The sequence below is a fragment of the Mesorhizobium sp. ISC15 genome (genome assembly GCF_037162615.1).
Taxonomy (GTDB): Bacteria; Pseudomonadota; Alphaproteobacteria; order Rhizobiales; family Rhizobiaceae; genus Mesorhizobium; species Mesorhizobium mediterraneum.
Genome location: NZ_JAVSPX010000001.1, coordinates 5278832 through 5295432, shown reverse-complemented (window position 1 = coordinate 5295432; position 16601 = coordinate 5278832). Strand labels below are relative to the sequence as shown.

The 16601-nt window shown below is 61.4% G+C and carries 20 protein-coding genes; 13 read left to right on the top strand and 7 right to left on the bottom strand.

All coding sequences use genetic code 11. From position 1 onward, the window contains the following. The first annotated feature begins 57 nt into the window (after positions 1-57). The 7 genes from RPG13_RS25475 to RPG13_RS25445 all read left to right on the top strand — a co-directional run bounded on the left by RPG13_RS25475 (position 58) and on the right by RPG13_RS25445 (position 6176). A complete protein-coding gene (locus RPG13_RS25475; protein WP_095482685.1) occupies positions 58-309 on the top strand; it encodes a hypothetical protein in 252 nt (83 codons plus the stop codon). Between the two features lie 298 nt (positions 310-607). Continuing rightward, a complete protein-coding gene (locus tag RPG13_RS25470) occupies positions 608-1207 on the top strand; it encodes a hypothetical protein (RefSeq protein ID WP_126105763.1) in 600 nt (199 codons plus the stop codon). After that, the gene (locus RPG13_RS25465) at positions 1207-3672 is read left to right on the top strand and encodes a hypothetical protein (protein ID WP_337126287.1); all 2466 of its coding nucleotides are present in this window, start codon (positions 1207-1209) and stop codon (positions 3670-3672) included. The genes RPG13_RS25470 and RPG13_RS25465 overlap by 1 nt, the downstream gene beginning before the upstream one ends. Positions 3673-3724: 52 nt before the next feature. Further along, complete coding sequence (locus tag RPG13_RS25460) at positions 3725-4168, top strand: hypothetical protein (RefSeq protein WP_337126286.1); 444 nt, start codon at positions 3725-3727, stop codon at positions 4166-4168. A gap of 2 nt (positions 4169-4170) precedes the next feature. Then, a complete protein-coding gene (locus RPG13_RS25455; protein ID WP_126105766.1) occupies positions 4171-4662 on the top strand; it encodes a hypothetical protein in 492 nt (163 codons plus the stop codon). Then, a complete protein-coding gene (locus tag RPG13_RS25450) occupies positions 4662-5525 on the top strand; it encodes a hypothetical protein (RefSeq protein ID WP_206437503.1) in 864 nt (287 codons plus the stop codon). Before RPG13_RS25455 ends, RPG13_RS25450 begins: the two co-directional genes overlap by 1 nt. A 297-nt stretch (positions 5526-5822) precedes the next feature. After that, positions 5823-6176 carry a hypothetical protein gene (locus RPG13_RS25445; RefSeq protein ID WP_337126285.1) on the top strand — a complete coding sequence of 118 codons (354 nt, stop codon included), beginning with the start codon at positions 5823-5825 and terminating at the stop codon, positions 6174-6176. Positions 6177-6525: 349 nt separating this feature from the next. Here the strand turns inward: RPG13_RS25445 and RPG13_RS25440 are convergent, their stop codons facing one another. Both RPG13_RS25440 and RPG13_RS25435 read right to left on the bottom strand, forming a co-directional pair. After that, a complete protein-coding gene (locus RPG13_RS25440; RefSeq protein ID WP_126105767.1) occupies positions 6526-6819 on the bottom strand; it encodes a hypothetical protein in 294 nt (97 codons plus the stop codon). Between the two features lie 75 nt (positions 6820-6894). Further along, positions 6895-7758 carry an ATP-dependent DNA ligase gene (locus tag RPG13_RS25435; RefSeq protein WP_337127053.1) on the bottom strand — a complete coding sequence of 288 codons (864 nt, stop codon included), beginning with the start codon at positions 7756-7758 and terminating at the stop codon, positions 6895-6897. Positions 7759-7860: 102 nt separating this feature from the next. On the opposite strand from RPG13_RS25435, the gene RPG13_RS25430 reads away from it, so the two are divergent. Continuing rightward, on the top strand, positions 7861-8046 hold the full coding sequence (locus tag RPG13_RS25430) for a hypothetical protein (RefSeq protein ID WP_126105769.1): 186 nt from the start codon (positions 7861-7863) through the stop codon (positions 8044-8046). A gap of 366 nt (positions 8047-8412) precedes the next feature. Here the strand turns inward: RPG13_RS25430 and RPG13_RS25425 are convergent, their stop codons facing one another. After that, positions 8413-8625 (bottom strand): KTSC domain-containing protein, encoded by a 213-nt coding sequence (locus RPG13_RS25425; protein WP_126105771.1) that lies wholly within the window; start codon positions 8623-8625, stop codon positions 8413-8415. 242 nt (positions 8626-8867) lie between these two features. On the opposite strand from RPG13_RS25425, the gene RPG13_RS25420 reads away from it, so the two are divergent. Continuing rightward, positions 8868-9290 (top strand): YidB family protein, encoded by a 423-nt coding sequence (locus RPG13_RS25420; RefSeq protein ID WP_292625634.1) that lies wholly within the window; start codon positions 8868-8870, stop codon positions 9288-9290. A gap of 480 nt (positions 9291-9770) precedes the next feature. On the opposite strand, the gene RPG13_RS25415 is transcribed toward RPG13_RS25420, so the two are convergent. Both RPG13_RS25415 and RPG13_RS25410 read right to left on the bottom strand, forming a co-directional pair. Continuing rightward, positions 9771-9971, bottom strand: a complete 201-nt coding sequence (locus RPG13_RS25415; RefSeq protein ID WP_337126284.1) for a hypothetical protein — start codon at positions 9969-9971, stop codon at positions 9771-9773. Between the two features lie 374 nt (positions 9972-10345). Beyond that, positions 10346-10564, bottom strand: a complete 219-nt coding sequence (locus RPG13_RS25410; RefSeq protein WP_337126283.1) for a hypothetical protein — start codon at positions 10562-10564, stop codon at positions 10346-10348. A 217-nt stretch (positions 10565-10781) separates the two neighbouring features. On the opposite strand from RPG13_RS25410, the gene RPG13_RS25405 reads away from it, so the two are divergent. The 4 genes from RPG13_RS25405 to RPG13_RS25390 all read left to right on the top strand — a co-directional run bounded on the left by RPG13_RS25405 (position 10782) and on the right by RPG13_RS25390 (position 15745). Continuing rightward, entirely contained in the window at positions 10782-11078 is a 297-nt protein-coding gene (locus tag RPG13_RS25405; protein WP_126105775.1) for a hypothetical protein, read from the top strand. Positions 11079-11135: 57 nt separating this feature from the next. Then, the gene (locus tag RPG13_RS25400) at positions 11136-11966 is read left to right on the top strand and encodes a thermonuclease family protein (RefSeq protein WP_245457989.1); all 831 of its coding nucleotides are present in this window, start codon (positions 11136-11138) and stop codon (positions 11964-11966) included. Between the two features lie 329 nt (positions 11967-12295). Beyond that, positions 12296-15028: an SGNH/GDSL hydrolase family protein gene (locus tag RPG13_RS25395; protein WP_337126282.1), complete on the top strand. Its 2733-nt coding sequence runs from the start codon at positions 12296-12298 to the stop codon at positions 15026-15028. Positions 15029-15082: 54 nt separating this feature from the next. Further along, positions 15083-15745 (top strand): SGNH/GDSL hydrolase family protein, encoded by a 663-nt coding sequence (locus RPG13_RS25390; protein ID WP_337126281.1) that lies wholly within the window; start codon positions 15083-15085, stop codon positions 15743-15745. On the opposite strand, the gene RPG13_RS25385 is transcribed toward RPG13_RS25390, so the two are convergent. Next, entirely contained in the window at positions 15742-16176 is a 435-nt protein-coding gene (locus RPG13_RS25385; RefSeq protein ID WP_337126280.1) for a hypothetical protein, read from the bottom strand. The genes RPG13_RS25390 and RPG13_RS25385 overlap by 4 nt on opposite strands. A 16-nt stretch (positions 16177-16192) precedes the next feature. Next, positions 16193-16468, bottom strand: a complete 276-nt coding sequence (locus tag RPG13_RS25380) for a hypothetical protein (protein ID WP_337126279.1) — start codon at positions 16466-16468, stop codon at positions 16193-16195. Between the last annotated feature and the right edge of the window lie 133 nt (positions 16469-16601).

The window sequence follows — 16601 nt, the reverse complement described above, 5'->3', positions numbered from 1 at the left end:
CACCAAACGGTTACACAAAAGGGCGATGCTGCCTTGTCTTGGCAAAGGAGGGTAACCATGAGTATGACATATAAGGCGGTTCAGGAAGTGCTCCGAAAAGCGGGCATTGTCATAAGCAAAAAGGGGGAAGTTCACCGTATAAACTTCTTCAGCGGTCTGGAAAACACCGCCTACTACACGACAAGTCTTCAAGATGCCCTGGACAAGGGTTTGGCGATGGGAAGAGGTACCGGAAGGCTGCAAGCAAGCGCCTTTGCCAAGTCAGCCGAAGCAGGGCGGCGGATCTCGACGAGCGCACGCCTCGGCTGATGCCGCAGGAATTCAGGCCGCAAATCATCGCCGCGTTGCGCGGCGACATCGTGAAACTGCAATAGCGACAATATTGTCGTCTTTTCGTTGCTCGAACGAGCACAAGGGACTGAAAACACATCCCACGCCACCCGTTTCCTGACGGGTGGTTGGTATCGTGACGGGTTCCACGCACAAGACGTGCGAACGTTTTGCCCAAGCCCAAAATCACCAGATCCCCAGCCGCTACGAAGCGGCTTTTTGCCGTGGGGCCGCCATGCCCTGCTTTTCCCGATCCATACTCACGGAGGCCTAAACCATGGCCATCACCCCGCTCGACATCGCCAACATGGCGCTTGGCGTCCTCGACGAGGCGCCGATCGACAGCCTTGACCAAGATGTGAAAGCCGCGCGCTTGCTCAACCTGCATTTCGACCTGACCCGCGAAGCCGAGCTGACGAAACACGCCTGGGTCTTCGCCATCCTCGCGGCCGCAGTCGCCGGAGCCGACACTGGTAGCGGCGCGGGCACGCTGAACTTTGCCTATGAATTGCCGCTGGACTGCCTGCGGCCGTTGCCGCTGACCCACAGTGGCGAGCCGGACGGCATGCCGATCTCGTGGCGCCAGGAGGCCGGGCTGATCTATTCCGACCAGTCCGGGCCGCGCCTCATCCGCTACGTCGCCAATCTCACCGATCCGAACGACTGGGACGCGCTGTTCACGGAGGTGCTGGTTGCAGCGCTCGCCATCAAGATCGCGCATCCGCTGACCCACAAGGCGGGCATGATCGACATCGCCCGCGGTGCCTATGACCGGGCGCTCGATGCGGCGTTCCACACCAACGCCATCCAGCGTGGCGGCAGGCTTTCGACGTCGTCCTGGGCGATCCAGCGCGGCGACAACCGGTTTGTGCGCTGATGACGACGCTCTATCCGGTCCAGGACGCATTCGTTCGTGGCGAGATCAGTCCGCGATTGCATGCGCGCGCCTCGCTCGATCTTTATCGGGCAGCGCTTTCCAAATGCGAGAATTTCGTCACCTTGCCGCATGGCGGCATCAGGAAGCGCGGCGGCACCATCTTCGTCGGCGAGGTAAAGAGCGCGGCCAAGACAACGCGCGGCATCCCGTTCATCTTCTCATCCGAGCAGGCCTACTGCCTGGAGTTCGGCGATTTCTATATCCGCGTCTATGCCTATGGCGCCCGCGTCGGCACGGTCGAGATCGCTTCGCCCTATGCGGAAGCCGACCTCTTCGATCTCGCCTATGTGCAGTCTGCCGACCAGATGTGGATCAGCCACAAGGACTATCCACCGAAGGTGCTGACGCGCACCGCGCATCAGACATGGACGCTGGAGGATTTCGAATTCCTCGATGGTCCCTATGACGACATCAACGAGACCGGCACGACGCTGACACCAGCCGAGACCAGTCATCTGACGCCGGCCATGACTGGCAATACGACGCCAGGTGGGACGGTCTCGAATGCGGGCGGCGATCCCGACGCCTACCAGATGTTCGACCGCGACAGGGTCCAGAACATACTGATCGCCGGCGACTCGATCGGTTATATCCGCTACCGCAACGCGTCCGCCGCGCAGCGCGTCGTCGATGCCTACTGGATCACCGCGGCCAGCAAGGCGACGACCAATTTCGACTTCTTCACGGCCTGGGAAATCCAGGGTTCCAACGATGGAGCGAACTGGGTCACCCTCGACACCAGGACGGCGGAGACTGGCTGGTCGAACAGCGAGACAAGGTTCTACGAATTCACCAATTCGACAGCCTATGAATACCACCAGATCGTCTTCAGCGGCGGCGGCGGCGACGACGCGACGCACACGCGCTGCGCCGAAATCGCCTTCCACATCAAGGCTTCGGACCAGACGCCATTCAACCTGACTGCTTCCTCGATCGTCGGCATCAATGGCGACGCCGGCTTCCAGTCAAGCGATGTCGGCCGCGCCATCCGGCTGCTGGGTTCGGACGGTCGCTGGCGCTGGGCGAGGATCACCAGCCGCACCAGCCCCACCTTCGTCAAGATCGTGCTCCACAACCATGCTCTGCCGAACCTGAGCCCGATCACCCGCTGGCGGCTCGGCACCTTCGTGCCGGGCAAATATGTCGAGACCGGCTCGCTCTACGAGGAACGGCTGGCCTTCAGCCGTAGATTCTCGGTCTATGCCTCGGCGACCGGCGACTTCGACAATTTTGCGCTCGGTGAAAAGGACGACGCCGCACTGGAATTCGTGCAGGCCGGCGGCGGCCAGGCCAACGACATCGTCTGGATCGCCGATTCCGACGGCGCGCTTTTGATCGGCACATCAGGCGGTGTCCGGGCGCTGTCGGGCTCCGGCATCGACGAGGCGCTGACACCGTCGTCGTTCAAGAACCGCAATTCGCGCACCTTCGGCTGCGCCCGCATCCGCCCGGTCGCCGCCGGGCAGTCGTTCCTCTATGTCACCCGCAGCCGCAAGTCGATCGCCGAGCTGGTGCAGACCTCGGTCAGCAAATTCACCTCCGACGATATCGGCCAGATCTCCGAGCATATTCCCAAGCAAGGCGTCGTCGAGCTGGCGTTCCAGACCGACCCCGATCCGGTGCTGTGGTTCCCGCTCGAAAATGGCGAGCTCGGCGGCTACACGCACCAGCCGTCGCAGGATGTGCGCGGCATGCACCGGCATCGCCTCGGTGGCGGCTTTGCCGGTTCGGAATGGGCGATCGTTGAAAGTGCGGTTGTGACGCCAGGCCAGAACGGCGCCGACGATGTCTGGCTGTTCGTCAAGCGCACGCTCAGTGGCGTGACCAAGCGCACCATCGAGATCATGACGGCGCCGTTCGAATATGGCGGCCTCGACGACGCCTTTCAGGTCGATTGCGGCCTGACCTATTTGGGGGCCGCCGTCAACGCCATCTCCGGGCTCGATCATCTCGACGGCGAGAGCGTCGACGTGCTGGCCGGCGGCAAAGTCTATAAGGGCCTGCCCGTCGCTGCCGGCCAGGTGACGCTGCCGGGCGGCGCCGTGGCCAGCAAATGGCAGGTCGGGCTCGGCTACCGCTGTGAGGCCAACACGCTGGAACTCGATGTCGGCGGGCGCGACGGCTCCATTGTCGGCCGCCGCAAGAAGATCGCAAAGGTGATGCTTTCGCTGCTTGAGACCGACATGTCGGGGCTCGAAGTGCAGTCCTTCCTGCGCGGCCGCTGGGAGAAGGTGCGCATGCCGAGCATTGTCGCGCCTGACGGCAGAGCCAGCCTGTTCACCGGCAATGTCGAGGTACCGATCGACGACAGCTGGGAAGGGCAGGGCAGAGTGAAGATCCGCCACGTCAACCCGACACCCTGTACGATCCGGGCGTTCACGCCGGTTTTTGATGCCGAGCCTTAGGAACCGCTGATCTCCCCCACCCCTCTCATCGCCCTCCCAAAAGGACCCTCCCGTGACCCCATTCCCCCATGACGAGCGCCGCGCCGCCGCGCAAAGTGCAGCCTGCGTCGACATCGGAGCACTTGCCGACGAGATCAGGGCAAACGCCGCTTCCCTCGACGAGCGCTGGCGCATGGCCCAATGGCTGATCGAGCAGCTGCGCCAGCAATTGTTCGACGCCGATGCCTTGCGTCGCGCCGTCGCCACCGCCAACAGCCAGTTCGACGCCGCCGGCGTTGCCGACCTGAAAATCAACCCGACCGCCATCCGGCGCGCCGCCATGACCGGGCGGCGAGCCGCAGCCCCCGCTCGCCTCAGCGCGGCAGCGATCCAGGCCGACAGACTGCTTCTGTCCCTGCTCAGCCCCGGCGGCGCGCTCGACCCGCGCCCGGCGCTTGGCGCGCCGGTCGGAGGCATCGCGGGTCGATATTCGCTGCGTGGCCGGGGCCGTGGCTGACCATGTGCACACTTGCCCTCATCGGCACGGCTCTTTCGGTTGGCGGCGCGCTGGTCGAAGGCCAGCAGTCGAGGCAGATGGCCGACTACCAGGCCAAGGCCTATAAGCAGCATGCGCGGGCCGACGCGCAAAGCGCGGCCTTCGAACAGGGTCAGGAGCGCCACCAGCAGGACCTCTTGCAAGCGCAGGCGCGCGCCCAGGCGGGTGCCTCAGGCGTCGGCATATCAGGCTCGCCGACCGAGGTGCTGGCCGCTAATGCCAGGCAGGGCCAACTCGACATCAAGGCGATCCAGTATGGCTCGCAACTGCGCCAGAACAATCTGACCACGCAGGCCGCGATCTCGCGCTTTTCCGGCAAGCAGGCGGTGAGCGCCTCGATCTTCAGGGCAGGCGGCAATCTCGTGTCCGGCCTTTCCGGGCTGTACGACCCCAGCAGAGCGGTGACGTTCGGCAAGAGCGCCTTTCCGTCGGCGCCGGGCGGAGGGCTTTACTGATGGCGACCATCCCCCTCCAACTCGCCCAGCGCCGGCTCGATACCGGCAACGCAGTTTCTTATCCCAACAGCTCGCCGGTCGGCGCCGCCATGCAGGGCTTGGGCGACGAGGTCTCGGCCGTCGCCGAGCGTTTCCGGCAGCAGAAACAGCAGCAGGATGCGTTCGACGCCGAGGTCATCGGCCGCGAGCTGAACGGGCGGATTGCCGAGGCCGAGAAAGAAGCGATCCAGAATGCGCCGGCCGACGGCCGCGGCCTGCACGACGCCATGTATGGCCAGGTCGACCCGCGCAATGGTGTCGTCAAGCCCGGCCTGTTCGACAATATCTTCGACAGCACCGTGCCAAAAATTCCGGAAAGCGAACGCGCCAGCTTCATCAGGCAAAAAGAGGCTTTGAGGCTGGCCGGCTCGGCGCGCATGGCCGCACAGCAATATGCGCGCCGCCAGGACTATGAGCAGGCCGAATGGTCAAAGGCGCAGGCTGCGGAGCTCAATGCTATCGCGCAGAGTAATCCGGACGACACCGCAACGTTCGAGGCGATCAGGCAGAGTGGGTTCAACTTCATCGCCAAGATGGGCAACCCGATGGCCCGGCAGCTGGCCGAAACCGGCTGGCGCAGCAACACGGCAAAGGCGCTCGTCCAGGCGATGATCGCCAAGGATCCGCGCCGCGCTATCGAACTACTTGGCGCCGCGCCTGTCGCGCAGGCCGGTGACGGTGAAACCACGGGCGCTGAAGGCACTGATCTGTCGGCGAAAAACCCGAATTGGCCCGCTTCGGGTGACGACCGCCTTGCTGATCTTACGCCGGACGATATGGCTGCGCTCGCCCGGCTGGCCGGCGCCTCGGTGGCGCAAAACTGATGTCCGCAACCAGGCGGCGGGGCTAGATTTTCTCGTTACCTGCCCCTGTTGCATTGGCCGCAGGCCTTTTCATGGGAAAACCCAAGGTTTCTGAAATCGCCGGTGGCAATGCACACAGGTATGTGGTCGTTATCCAAGGACGACAAGAGCGACGGCGGCCTTTCTTACGACACAGGCTTGTGGTTCTGGATTTGAAATTCCCAAACGCTGATGCGATCATTGGAACGGAAATTCACCTGGCCCAACTAGGCTTTTCAGATGAAGGACCCCATCTTTTTGCGCTTAGACTCTTATCCGATGCTGGCAAGGATCGTTTTTCTGGTCACGTTGACCGGCGTTCTCCTGCTCGCTCTTCTGCCGGTGCGGTTCCTGCCGGATCTCGGCATGGCCGTCACGTTTCATGACGACAAGCTCAACCACGCCATCGCCTTCGTCGTGCTGGCGGCCTTGGGAAGCCTCGGCTGGCCGGAACACAGGGCAAAGCTGATTTTCGTCCTCGCCTTTACCGGCGCGGCGATCGAGGTTCTTCAGGGCTCGCAGCTGATAGGGCGCGATCTGGATGGGCTGGACTGGGTTGCCGACTGCGCCGGCATGGCGTTGGGACTGACAATCGCCGGCTGGACAAAGAGGCGCGTTGTCGGATTGTCATAAGCCGCAGCCTTTCGACCGGATCGAGGCCGACCGGCAGGCGAACGCGACAGATTCCTGTCAGGTGGCAAATCGCCAGCATAGGAGATGGAGTTGCGCGACCGATATATAGTTCGCTGCCTCCAGTCCAACGGCTTCACCGTCAAGATGGTTGGCCGAGCCTGCGTGACAGAAGCTGAGACGAAAAAGGCGCTTGCAGATCGGGCAACGGGACAGTTTCCGCAATGCGCCGTCAAAGCAGGGCCCTAAGCACAGACGAGCCCACGCTCCAATCGTCAAGCGCGCCCTGCCGGGCGCTGCTTGCGTCTACAGGCAATCTACCCCAACGCCCCCCAAGCGGCGCCCGCCACTTTCAGTCCCTTCGTTCGAAGGTTGGCTTCAAGTCGCGATTGCGTGCCCGCTGCTGGCCTTCGTAGTCAGGAATGCATGTGAAGAACACCTGCCGGCGGTCACGGCCGGCAGTATTGCAATTTGAGCAGACAAAGAGCCCGACCAAGTCGTCATGCATCGAGCCGTGGTCACGGCCGAGCCTGTCAATCAGCGCCTGAATGTCGAGTTTCGTCGATTTGCAGCACATCGGGTGCGCACAATTGACATAGATGGTTTCGCCGGCGGTCAGAGTGTCGGCGAGGGTCTTTCGAGGCATGGCGAATCTCCGTTGAAGGGCTCGCCGCAACGGGAGGATTATATTCCTGAAATGTTGGTCCTTTGCCACTGGTCGCTAACTCTCATCCCAAAAATCCTGCAGCGAAGCGTGCCGAAGGCCTTCCTCGCCCCGGAGGTGCTTCACGCGGGCTTTGATCCCCGGTTTCACCCACTGTGTTGCCGGGCGCTTCTTCATACCCCTAGGGGCCTCGCCGGCGTGCTCCTGGACCCGCTTCCATAGCCGCTCGCGGATCGCTCGGCTCGAATTGATGAAAGCTGAGCCGACATACCTGCGCGTGCCGATCTCGCCCATCAGGGCGAATGCCGGCTTGCCGGCCTCGCGCTCGACGCCGAGCAGTTCATATTCGTCGACAGTGTAGCACTTCACCTTCAGCCAGTTGATCGACCGGCCGCTGCGATACTTGCTGCCACAGCGCTTCGAGACCATCCCCTCGAGACCGGCCTGATCAAGCAGATGAAAAATTGCTTTGGCTTCCCCGGGGAGAGACTGACTGAATTGGATGCGAGTCTCCGAGGGGATCAAATCGGCAAGCAGCTCGCGCCGATGTTCCAGGGGCAAGTCGCGCAGGTCATTACCATTAAAGTGCAGGAGATCGAAGGCGACGAAATAGAGGTCATGCTGGCGGCGGGTAATCGCCCTCCGCAAAGCAGCGAAATCGGCGAGACCAGTTTCATTCGGAACGATAATCTCCCCGTCGACGATCGCGCTTTCGACAACAAGCCCTTTCGCCGTCTCGACCAAATCGGGATACTTCGCCGTCCAGTCCATTCCGTTGCGCGTGAAGATGCGCGTACCCGCTTCGTCGATGATGATTTGCGAGCGGTAGCCGTCGAACTTGACCTCGTGGATCCAGTCGCCTCCTTCCGGAGGCTTGTCCACCAACGTCGGCATCAACGGCTCGATAAACTCTAAACGCATGAACGGCACTCACGAGACCGCCATTCAATTCGTCTGGTTATATTAGGTTCCGGAAATAAACGGTGCGGGCAACAAAACTGGCATCGTCAACGTTGCAGGTCAATGAAGATCCGTACCGACAACGAGGCCACTGGCTACACGGGCAAAGACCACGACCGGCCGATCAAGCCCGAGGCGGAGCATTTCGAACATTGTCCAGTGTGCGGACAAGATTTCGACATGCGCGATCTTGGCCAGGTCCTTCATCACGCGAAACCAGAGCATCAACCGCTGCAGCCTGTGAATTGAAAGAGTGCGGCATCTTGCGCATGAGCGCGGGCCCTACTGATGCCGCGCGAGCCGGTCCATGGGTGCGTTTACTTCGGCCAGACTAGCCAGCGCTTGCTCGACTTTTTGAGCCGAGGCGTCAGTGCGATTGATGTGCCGGATCATTTGCTGCCTCAGCCGCGCGAGCCTTTCGGCGCGATATACGTCGCCGTATCTCGCAGTTTCAAGGTGGAGAGTCGCGAGCCTCATGGGCGACGATTCCGATTATCTAGCAGTAGAATTCGCGAATCCGCCTTTCGTTCCGATGTCGGACCTGCCTTCGCAAAGGGCTGGCCGGAGGGAACGGCGAATGAGCCGCATCCCTGCCAAAAGGTCCGCTGATGCTGCTCAGCCGACCGCGGGTCCAACCAGACGGTAGCGGAAGTGATTGCGGATGTGGTCGTTGAAGAAGCGGCCCTTGGCGAAGGCGGCTCGGAACTCGGCGAAGGTCTCCGGCGGCACGTCCTCAAACTCGTAGCGTTTGCCACTGGCGACGAACCACACCGAAAGTATTTTGCGCTCCGGATCGTATTCCGTTTTGCTTATCGAGGTGGATGGCATGACGATGGCTCCACCAAAAGCAGTCAACGAGGGGAGAGGCCGTCGTGTTCCTTCTGTTGGCGCGCCCCAAACGGGGACGATCGCGCGTCATTCCTGCGCGACGCGCGCGTGCTGAAGTCTTGCCAGGAGCCGACCGGGGCGCCCCAACCACCCTACCCGAACGGAAAACCAGCCCAGCAGCAATTCCGTGGAACCTTTCAAAGCCGCATGCCTTGTCCGTTCTTCATGGAAGGAGATCCGAAATGAGCCTTGACATAGGAAAAGTCGCCATAGCCTTGCTTGGCCTGCTTGCCTACAAGAACAGGGACAAGATCGGCGAGTTAATCGCCGGCACGAACACGACAGATCCCAAAAACGCGGGCTCCCCCGGCGGGCTCGGCGATATCCTGGACCGTCTGCGGAACGCGGGGGCGGGTGATCAAGTAGATTCTTGGGTCGGTACAGGATCAAATCGCCCCGTTCAGCGCGACCAGGTTGAGCAAGCGATCGACCCGCAAACGTTGAGCGATCTCGCTGAGCAAACCGGATTGTCCCGCGACGAACTTCTCGACCGGCTCACAAGAGAACTGCCCGACGCGGTGGACAAGCTTACTCCCGTTGGCCAGATGCCTGTGAGCAATGGTCCAAATCTCCTCGACGAGGTACCAGGACCTAGTCGCACCTAGCGCGAAAAACGCCCGCGCCCCCGGGAGAGGTCGCGGGCTGATCGGAGGGAGACCGTACCCCCCCCGGCTGCCCCTTCATGTCGACGGGCCGGATGGTTCAACCCGTGCGAACTCCGTCAACGCTGGTGGGATCGATCCTCGTCAACCGCGATCTGGCCTTAATTACGCGCTGTTGCGCAGCCCGTATCCTGCTGCACAGCGCGATATTGAGGCCGACACCGCGGTCATCATCCAGCATCTCGTTCGCACGCTCAAGGGAGCGCTCGGCCCGATTAAGCCGCTGTCGGGCTCGCGCCAGTTCCATATCTAAAAGTTCCATTATTTCGAATCCATTGCGGTCCCTTCGATTGGTAAACCGCTTGTGGGCGCCGGTGGTTCCGGCTGTTCGCGAGCGTGCAGCCCAGACGTTGATGTGGTTCTGGGGCGAGAGTGGTGGCGCCGGTGGCCTGAAGGTCGCGACGAATGAAACGCCGGCCCAGTTCAACCCGCGCGACGTCCTTCAAAGCTGGGGGGATCGATCTTCACCAAGCGGTCTGCGGCCTCGACCGCAGTCCTGTTGCGCAGCGCGAGGTTCTCGGCCAGCATTTCTTCAGTGCGTTGAAGCGCGAGCTCTGCGCGTTTGATGCGCTGCTCGGCAGTATCGGCCGTCATCCCGCGCCCGTGGGGTTCCATGGTGTCCATGAGTTTCTAACACATGGCGGGCAATATCGTTCCCTGATGTCGGGCGAAACGGTGCTGGCAGGAAGTCGAGCGAACGCACGGGGCTTTAGAAGCCTGCCAGAGCGAAGATCAAGTGCATTCTTCGGACATGGCAGGAAACCGGCGCTATTGGCACTGAGGAACGCCTCGACAGCAAGCGGAACCCGCTCGCATTTTATGTCTGCGGTGAGCCGGCATGAAAGACGAAGGCCTCTTCTTCGCCGGCATCTGCCCCACAGCCTCACCTGCGGGTGTGGCAAGGTGTGGCGCCCGTGGCAACTATACAGCCTCACCACCACCCCTTTAGAGATGTGGCGGGGCAAAGTAGCCGGGGCAATTTCAGGTGAGGCGAACACTCACATATGATTGCTGGCGGGGCTGTTGGCATCGATCTTCGTCATGCGTTGCCTCGCCTCGCTCACGCGCCTTTGCTCGGACCGTATGCGGTTGCACAACGCGAGATTGACGGCGACGCAGCCATCGTCCGCCAACTTCGCTTGCTTAAGCGATCGCTCGGCTCGTTTTACGCGCAGCCTGGCATTGGCCAATTCGAAGCTAAAAATATCAATCATCATACCGCTTCGTTTGCGGTCCCTTCGATTGTTAACCGGCTTCGATCCCATTTGTTCCGACCGCACGCGGCGCAGCGCCGGGACGGAGCGATCTGACTGTGCCGGGGAAGTCCCTACCTCGCAACCAAGCCGCTGGGGCCGTCCCCGCTAGAGCGAAGCGCGCTGTCTCGGATATTACCAATCTCTTGACTAAGACCCCACCCGCACCAGAATCCTATCCATGCCGCGGGAGATCAATATCGGCGACAAGGTGGCGATCATGGCCACGGTGGGCAAGCGTATTGAGGATCGCGTGACCCTGCATATCTGGACGGCAAATCAGCCCTATTCAACCATCGATCCGAAGGCCAAGCCAGGCGACAGGATCAGGCTTGAAGGCGAGGTCGTACACGTTGACGAGGAGTTGCGCCGCGTAACGGTGCAGGTGCTCGGGCGGATCACGGTCGATGCCAGCTCGGTCGAACTGGTGAAAAAGTCCCGCCGACCGAAAGGCACAACGCCGCTGCCGACCGGCTAGGGCAGCTTCTGGACTCTCGCCCGGAATGGCGGCATTCTCTCTTCGGGGAGAGCGGGCGTGGGCAAAGACCACCGTTATCAAGGCGCCAATCAGGCTGGCCGCTGGCGAAGGCACGCCGGCAGAAGAAGGCCGTCACGGCGGCTGCCGCGACCGCTCTTGGGGCTCCTCTTTCTCGCCGTTGGTACGCTTGCCGCCACAATCACCCAATTCGTAATACAGAGCACCGCAAGCCTTCAGAGCAGGATAACAAACTGGACCGAGCCGTTGCCCGGTTCGATGGAAGGCCGCGCCTCCGTGATCGATGGCGACACGGTAGAGATTGCAGGCCAAAGGATTCGATTCAACGGCATCGACGCACCTGAGAGCCGGCAGTATTGCGATGACGCCAAGGGATTCGAATATCCCTGTGGGCGCCGCGCTGCCGACGCGTTGGACACCTTCCTTGCCGCATCACGGCCCCTGCACTGTACCTTTGTCGACCGGGATCGTTACGGTCGGCTCGTCGGTGATTGTGAGCGTGCTGACGGTCGCGGCGTCCAGCAGTGGCTTGTAGAGCAAGGTCTGGCACTCGACTGGCCGAAATACAGCAGCGGCATCTATGCGGGCCAGCAGGCAGCTGCAAAGGCAGCCATGCGCGGCATTTGGGCCGGTTCATTTCAGGAGCCTTGGGACTGGCGCGCAGAGCGCCATGACCAAGGTCTTTCGACAGGCAAACCCCTTGGCCTGGTGTCGCCAAGTGCTCTTGTTCAAAGCTGGACCTGCCAGCCTCGCCGAACGTGCTCTCAGATAAGCTCTTGCGACGAAGCCCGATGGTATCTCGGCAACTGCTCGTGGGGTGGGAAGCTAGACCGCGACAAGGACGGCATAGCCTGTGAAACCCTTTGCTGAAATGCGCAGCACCTAACGTGCCTACGCGGCGTCCCGCAGAATGCGAAATACGCTCGCTCGTCCCCAACTGACTGCTGGGCCGACATCTCAGCGAGGATGCAGTGGAAGCGGCAGAGACGATCCAAAACAACGGCGCATCCGAAACAAATCAGTCCAGCAGACGTCATCAGCGTCCTTGTCGCCGGCCTTGCGCTGGCCACCCATCACGCAGGGGCGCTCGCCGGTTACGCCAACCGCGGATGTGCCATAGACCGCGCGTCCCGCGCCCGCTGGAATCATAGCACTGTCAAGCCTCGCTTTCGCGGGGCTTTTTTCATGGAGCAAGCCTGATGGCCCGACCTGCAACTGCCGCCGTTCGACTTCTGACCGGCGAACGCGAACCTGTGCGTCTGGCGACCACGGTCAACGTCATCCTCCAGGGCCTGCAGACCATCGACGGCGTGCTGGCGGCGGTCGGCGACCGGGTGCTGGTCAAGGACCAGATCGACCCGACGCAGAACGGCATCTACACGGCGAGCGAAGGCGAATGGTTCCGCGCCGCCGACGCCCGAACCGCCCGCACCTTGCAGAAGGGAACGACGGTTCACACGCAGGTCGGGTCAGCCAATTCCGACCGGATGTTTCAGTTTACGGCCGACGAGCCGGTCGTGGGCACTGACGCCATCGCCATTATCCCGTTTGTGCCGCCCGACGTTTCGCACGTTGTCGATGAGGTCGAAGCGCTGCGCGATGAAACGCAGGTGCTGAAGGATGCCACTAGCGCCACAGCCGGCCAGGCAGCCGCCAGCGCGTCCACCTCCGCCGCCAACGCCGGACAAACCGCCGCCGATGTCGTCACTACCGCGACCAATCTGGCCAGCGCCCAGGCGGCGCGTGATGCGTCTTTGTATGGCAAGGGCGTCTTTCCGACGATCGCGGCGGCGATCGGCCTTGGCGTCGTCGGCAGCGGTGCGATCACGGCGGGCGCCAGTGGCACAGACGGCACCTTCGACCTGGCGTTTACCGGCGGTGCCGGTTCGGGTGCCGCCGGCCGCTTCGTGGTCGCCGGCGGCGCGCTGACGCAAATCCTGATCACCGCGTCCGGCTCCTACACAATGGCGCCGAGCTTTAGCTTCGCGGCGTCGGCGGGATTGGCGGGCGCGGCCGCCGCTGTCGTGCTCGGTACAAATGCGGCAGTTGGCGAATATTTCTGGACCGAAGTTTCGACCGGCGTTCTTGGCCTCTACAATGTGACGGTCGGCCCGGCAGCGACCGATACCGGCGTCAGGGCGGCAACGTCCGCGCTGCTTTCGAACGTCGATAGCTTGGCGATGATCGAAGGCCTAAGCGTTCCGACCGCCAAGCTCGTAGAGGCGGTCGGGGCGGTCAGCCCGTCCGTCTATCGATCCTACTCTTTTGTGTCGGGCGAGACGATCGAGCACGTTGTCGTTGCCAAGGCTGGAGAGCGAAGCGCCCTGCAGCTTATCCACTCTGCGGCTGGAGCATCCTACACAGCCAACTTCAACCTCGAAGAAGGTCTCGTCTCCAGTAGTTCGGGAGCGAACTTGGTCAGCACAGCCATGGCAGCTCTCGGCGGAGGTTGGTATGAGTGCAAGGCCGTCGTTCTTGTCGCCGCCAACGTCACGAACAATGTGCAGGCCCGCATGTCTGCTGCCGGCGCCTTGCCATACGCGGCTGACGGTGTGAGCGGCATGTACATCCGAAGCATCGTGCTGCGCAAACAGGGCCTGATGGCCAACCTGTTCCCGAGCAGCGACCCAGCCAATGCGGCCTTCACCAAGCAGAGCGTCACTGTGACCACCACGACCAGTCCGTATGAACCGGTCCTAATCCCCCTGCCTCCGATTGTTGATGACCTAGACGTGATCGTCAGAGGCCGCATAACGGCATCGAAGGTCGTTGAGTCGGCTGTGTCGGGAAGTCCCTCGACCTGGCAGGCGAAATCTGTTGCCGTCGGGGACCTCATTGTCTGGAAGGTGATCGCCAAGAGGGCTGAGAGAAAACGCCTCAACCTGTTTTCGAATAGCGCGGCGGTCATCGACTGCACCTTCGATCTGGAACTCGGAACTGTCTCACAGGGAGGCGCGGCAGTCACTGCGGCGAGCGTTCTGGCTCTTGGCAACGGTTGGTTTCAATGCACGGTCGAGGCGACAGCAACGGCATCGGCTTCCTCTAATTGGCAGCACCGCATCTTCAAAGAGACGGGGACGCACCCTTACGTAGGCGACGGTGTGTCAGGCCTCTACATTCAGCGGTCGGAATTCCGCATCAATGGCGGGACGAATGCCTTCTTCTCCTCGGAGGACCTGTCCACCTCTTCTTGGTCGAAAAGCGCAGGTCTCACGGTCACCCCGAATGCCGCTTTGTATCTCGGCCTCCTAGCAGACCCGTCCAACATTGGTGGCGATCCCGACGACGATGAAAGCGAAGCCCTGGTTGGCGTTAAATGGGCGGCTTTGGGATCAAGCATCACGATCGGCGCCTATTATGCGACGCTGCTCGCAGGCCAGACGGGCATGGTCCTGACCAACCTCGGCGTCAGTGGCTCGGCACTGGGACTGAGCACTACCGCCTACCCTAGCTACGGAATGTCGAACAGGATCATCGACATTCCGGCCGATACGGAGTTGGTCACGCTAGAGCCTGGCCCGAATGCCTTCGGCGCACAGGAGACGCCGTTGGGTGCTTTTGGAGACAGTACCTATGCCACGCACTACGGGTCGCTGTGGGCGGCATGCGTCGCCATTCGGGCACAGGCACCGAACGCCAAGATCGTCATGATCGGAACTTACAGCGGCGGTCCAGGCCACGCGACCCATCGCATCGGCCGCGTCAACGGTCAGGGCAACACGATGGACCAGTTCTTCCAGGCCGAGCGCGAGGTGGCGCACGCGCTTGGCATCGCGCTCATCGACATATCCCAGAGCGGTATGGGTTACCTGACATCGACGCTGTACATGGGCGATGAGCTTCATCCGAATGCTGCCGGCAGTCTGCGCCATGCCACCTACGACGCCGAATGCCTGCGTCAGATGGCGCGGCGGGGACTCTTCGGTGCCTAGACTGGAATGGTCCTGTGTGGCAGATGTGCTCCGGGCAAAACTTGGGGCATTACATTGCATCCTTCATTCAAGCCGGTCATTGACCTGATCCGGGCGGTTCTCGGAAGATCCCGAGAGGACCGGGAAGCTGAGTTGATAGCTAAGCTTACCCAATCGCGGAAGCGTTCGATTCTGTTGTTGGGTGACAGTCTGGTAGCCGCGTCTCTGGCTCACAGCGGCCACCCTGACGTTATCATGGGGGCCGTCGGAAGGTCCCGAATTGCCGATGTCCTGGGGATCGTCAGCCGCATCAAGTCGAACGGGGTATGGGACAACGTGGGTGGCCTCGTCGTCGGGGTGGGAATCAACGATGCAGAATGGCGCGAGGGCGACGATCTGCAATCGAGGGCAATCTACTTCAGATCCGTGTTGGACGCCCTCATACGCGCCAGCCTCGATATCCCGCTTGCGATCCTCACGATCACCGAGCCCGACAAGCAAGGCGCGCATGTCGATCGGTTCAGCCGTGAACTGATCGAACGCCAGAATGCCGAAATCCGCGCAGTGAGCCAACGGGCAATCGTCTTCGACATGGACGCCAAGTTCAGGGCCTCAATGGCAAAAGCTGGGCTGCCGGTTTCGTCCGGATTTTCGGACGGTGTCCACATTTCAGAGCTTGGCTATCGGCATTGGAAGCCGTTATTGCACGAGTGTATCGAGGCGATACGCCAGCGCTAGATCTCGACAAATGGCATGTTTTTGACAGCTTCCCACTGCTGCTGTGGCGTGGTGCCAGACCACTTCGCCCTCAGTTCCGACGGCCTCCAAGCCGTCTTCGGATCGAGTTTTCCGGTCTTGGTGAAAAACGCATTGACGCCACCATCCGATACGGCCGCCAGACCATATCCCTTGGTTGCGCAGAGCTTCGCCATCGCTGCCAGTGAAGCGCCGTGATACCACGCAGTAGAATGCTTCTTGTGGCGGTCGAAAACTGGATCATAGACAACGGAGATCGAGCGGTCCAAAAAGCTCGGATTGTATTCGATCGAGATTACCGAAGGCTCGATGTCCAGGAGTTTTTCCAGGAACCAGTAGTCGTTGCCGTCGATGTCGATGGAGAGAACGCCAACCTTGGGAAAGGCTTTCCGGATGAAATCGAGGTTTTCCAAGTCGAGGAAGCGCTCTTCAATCCGGGATGTTGGATGGCAGCACCGCTCTCGCGTCGGCGATCTGCTGGCTGTTGGCGTCAATGAGCAGCCCCTTGAAGGAGCCCATCAGCGCTGCGCAATTAAACTGGATCGGGTGAAATCCGAATTCAATGAAGGTGTTCGGCGCCCCAGTCTCCTTCGCAAGTCGCAAAAGGATTTGTCCTTCGTCGGATTGGCCACCGATGCCCTTGGCGACCAACGACCGATAGAACATGCGCCTGAGAGGCGTAAATTGCTTGATCAGTCTGCGCATTGGTGTCCCTTTTGGCTTAGAGGTAGTTGGTGAGTATCACGAGACCATGACGCATGAAAAGTTCAGCGGGCGCTGGTGCTCTACCATCCGAAACGACGATCTGCTAGACGCTTGACAAGGATCGCGGCACGGT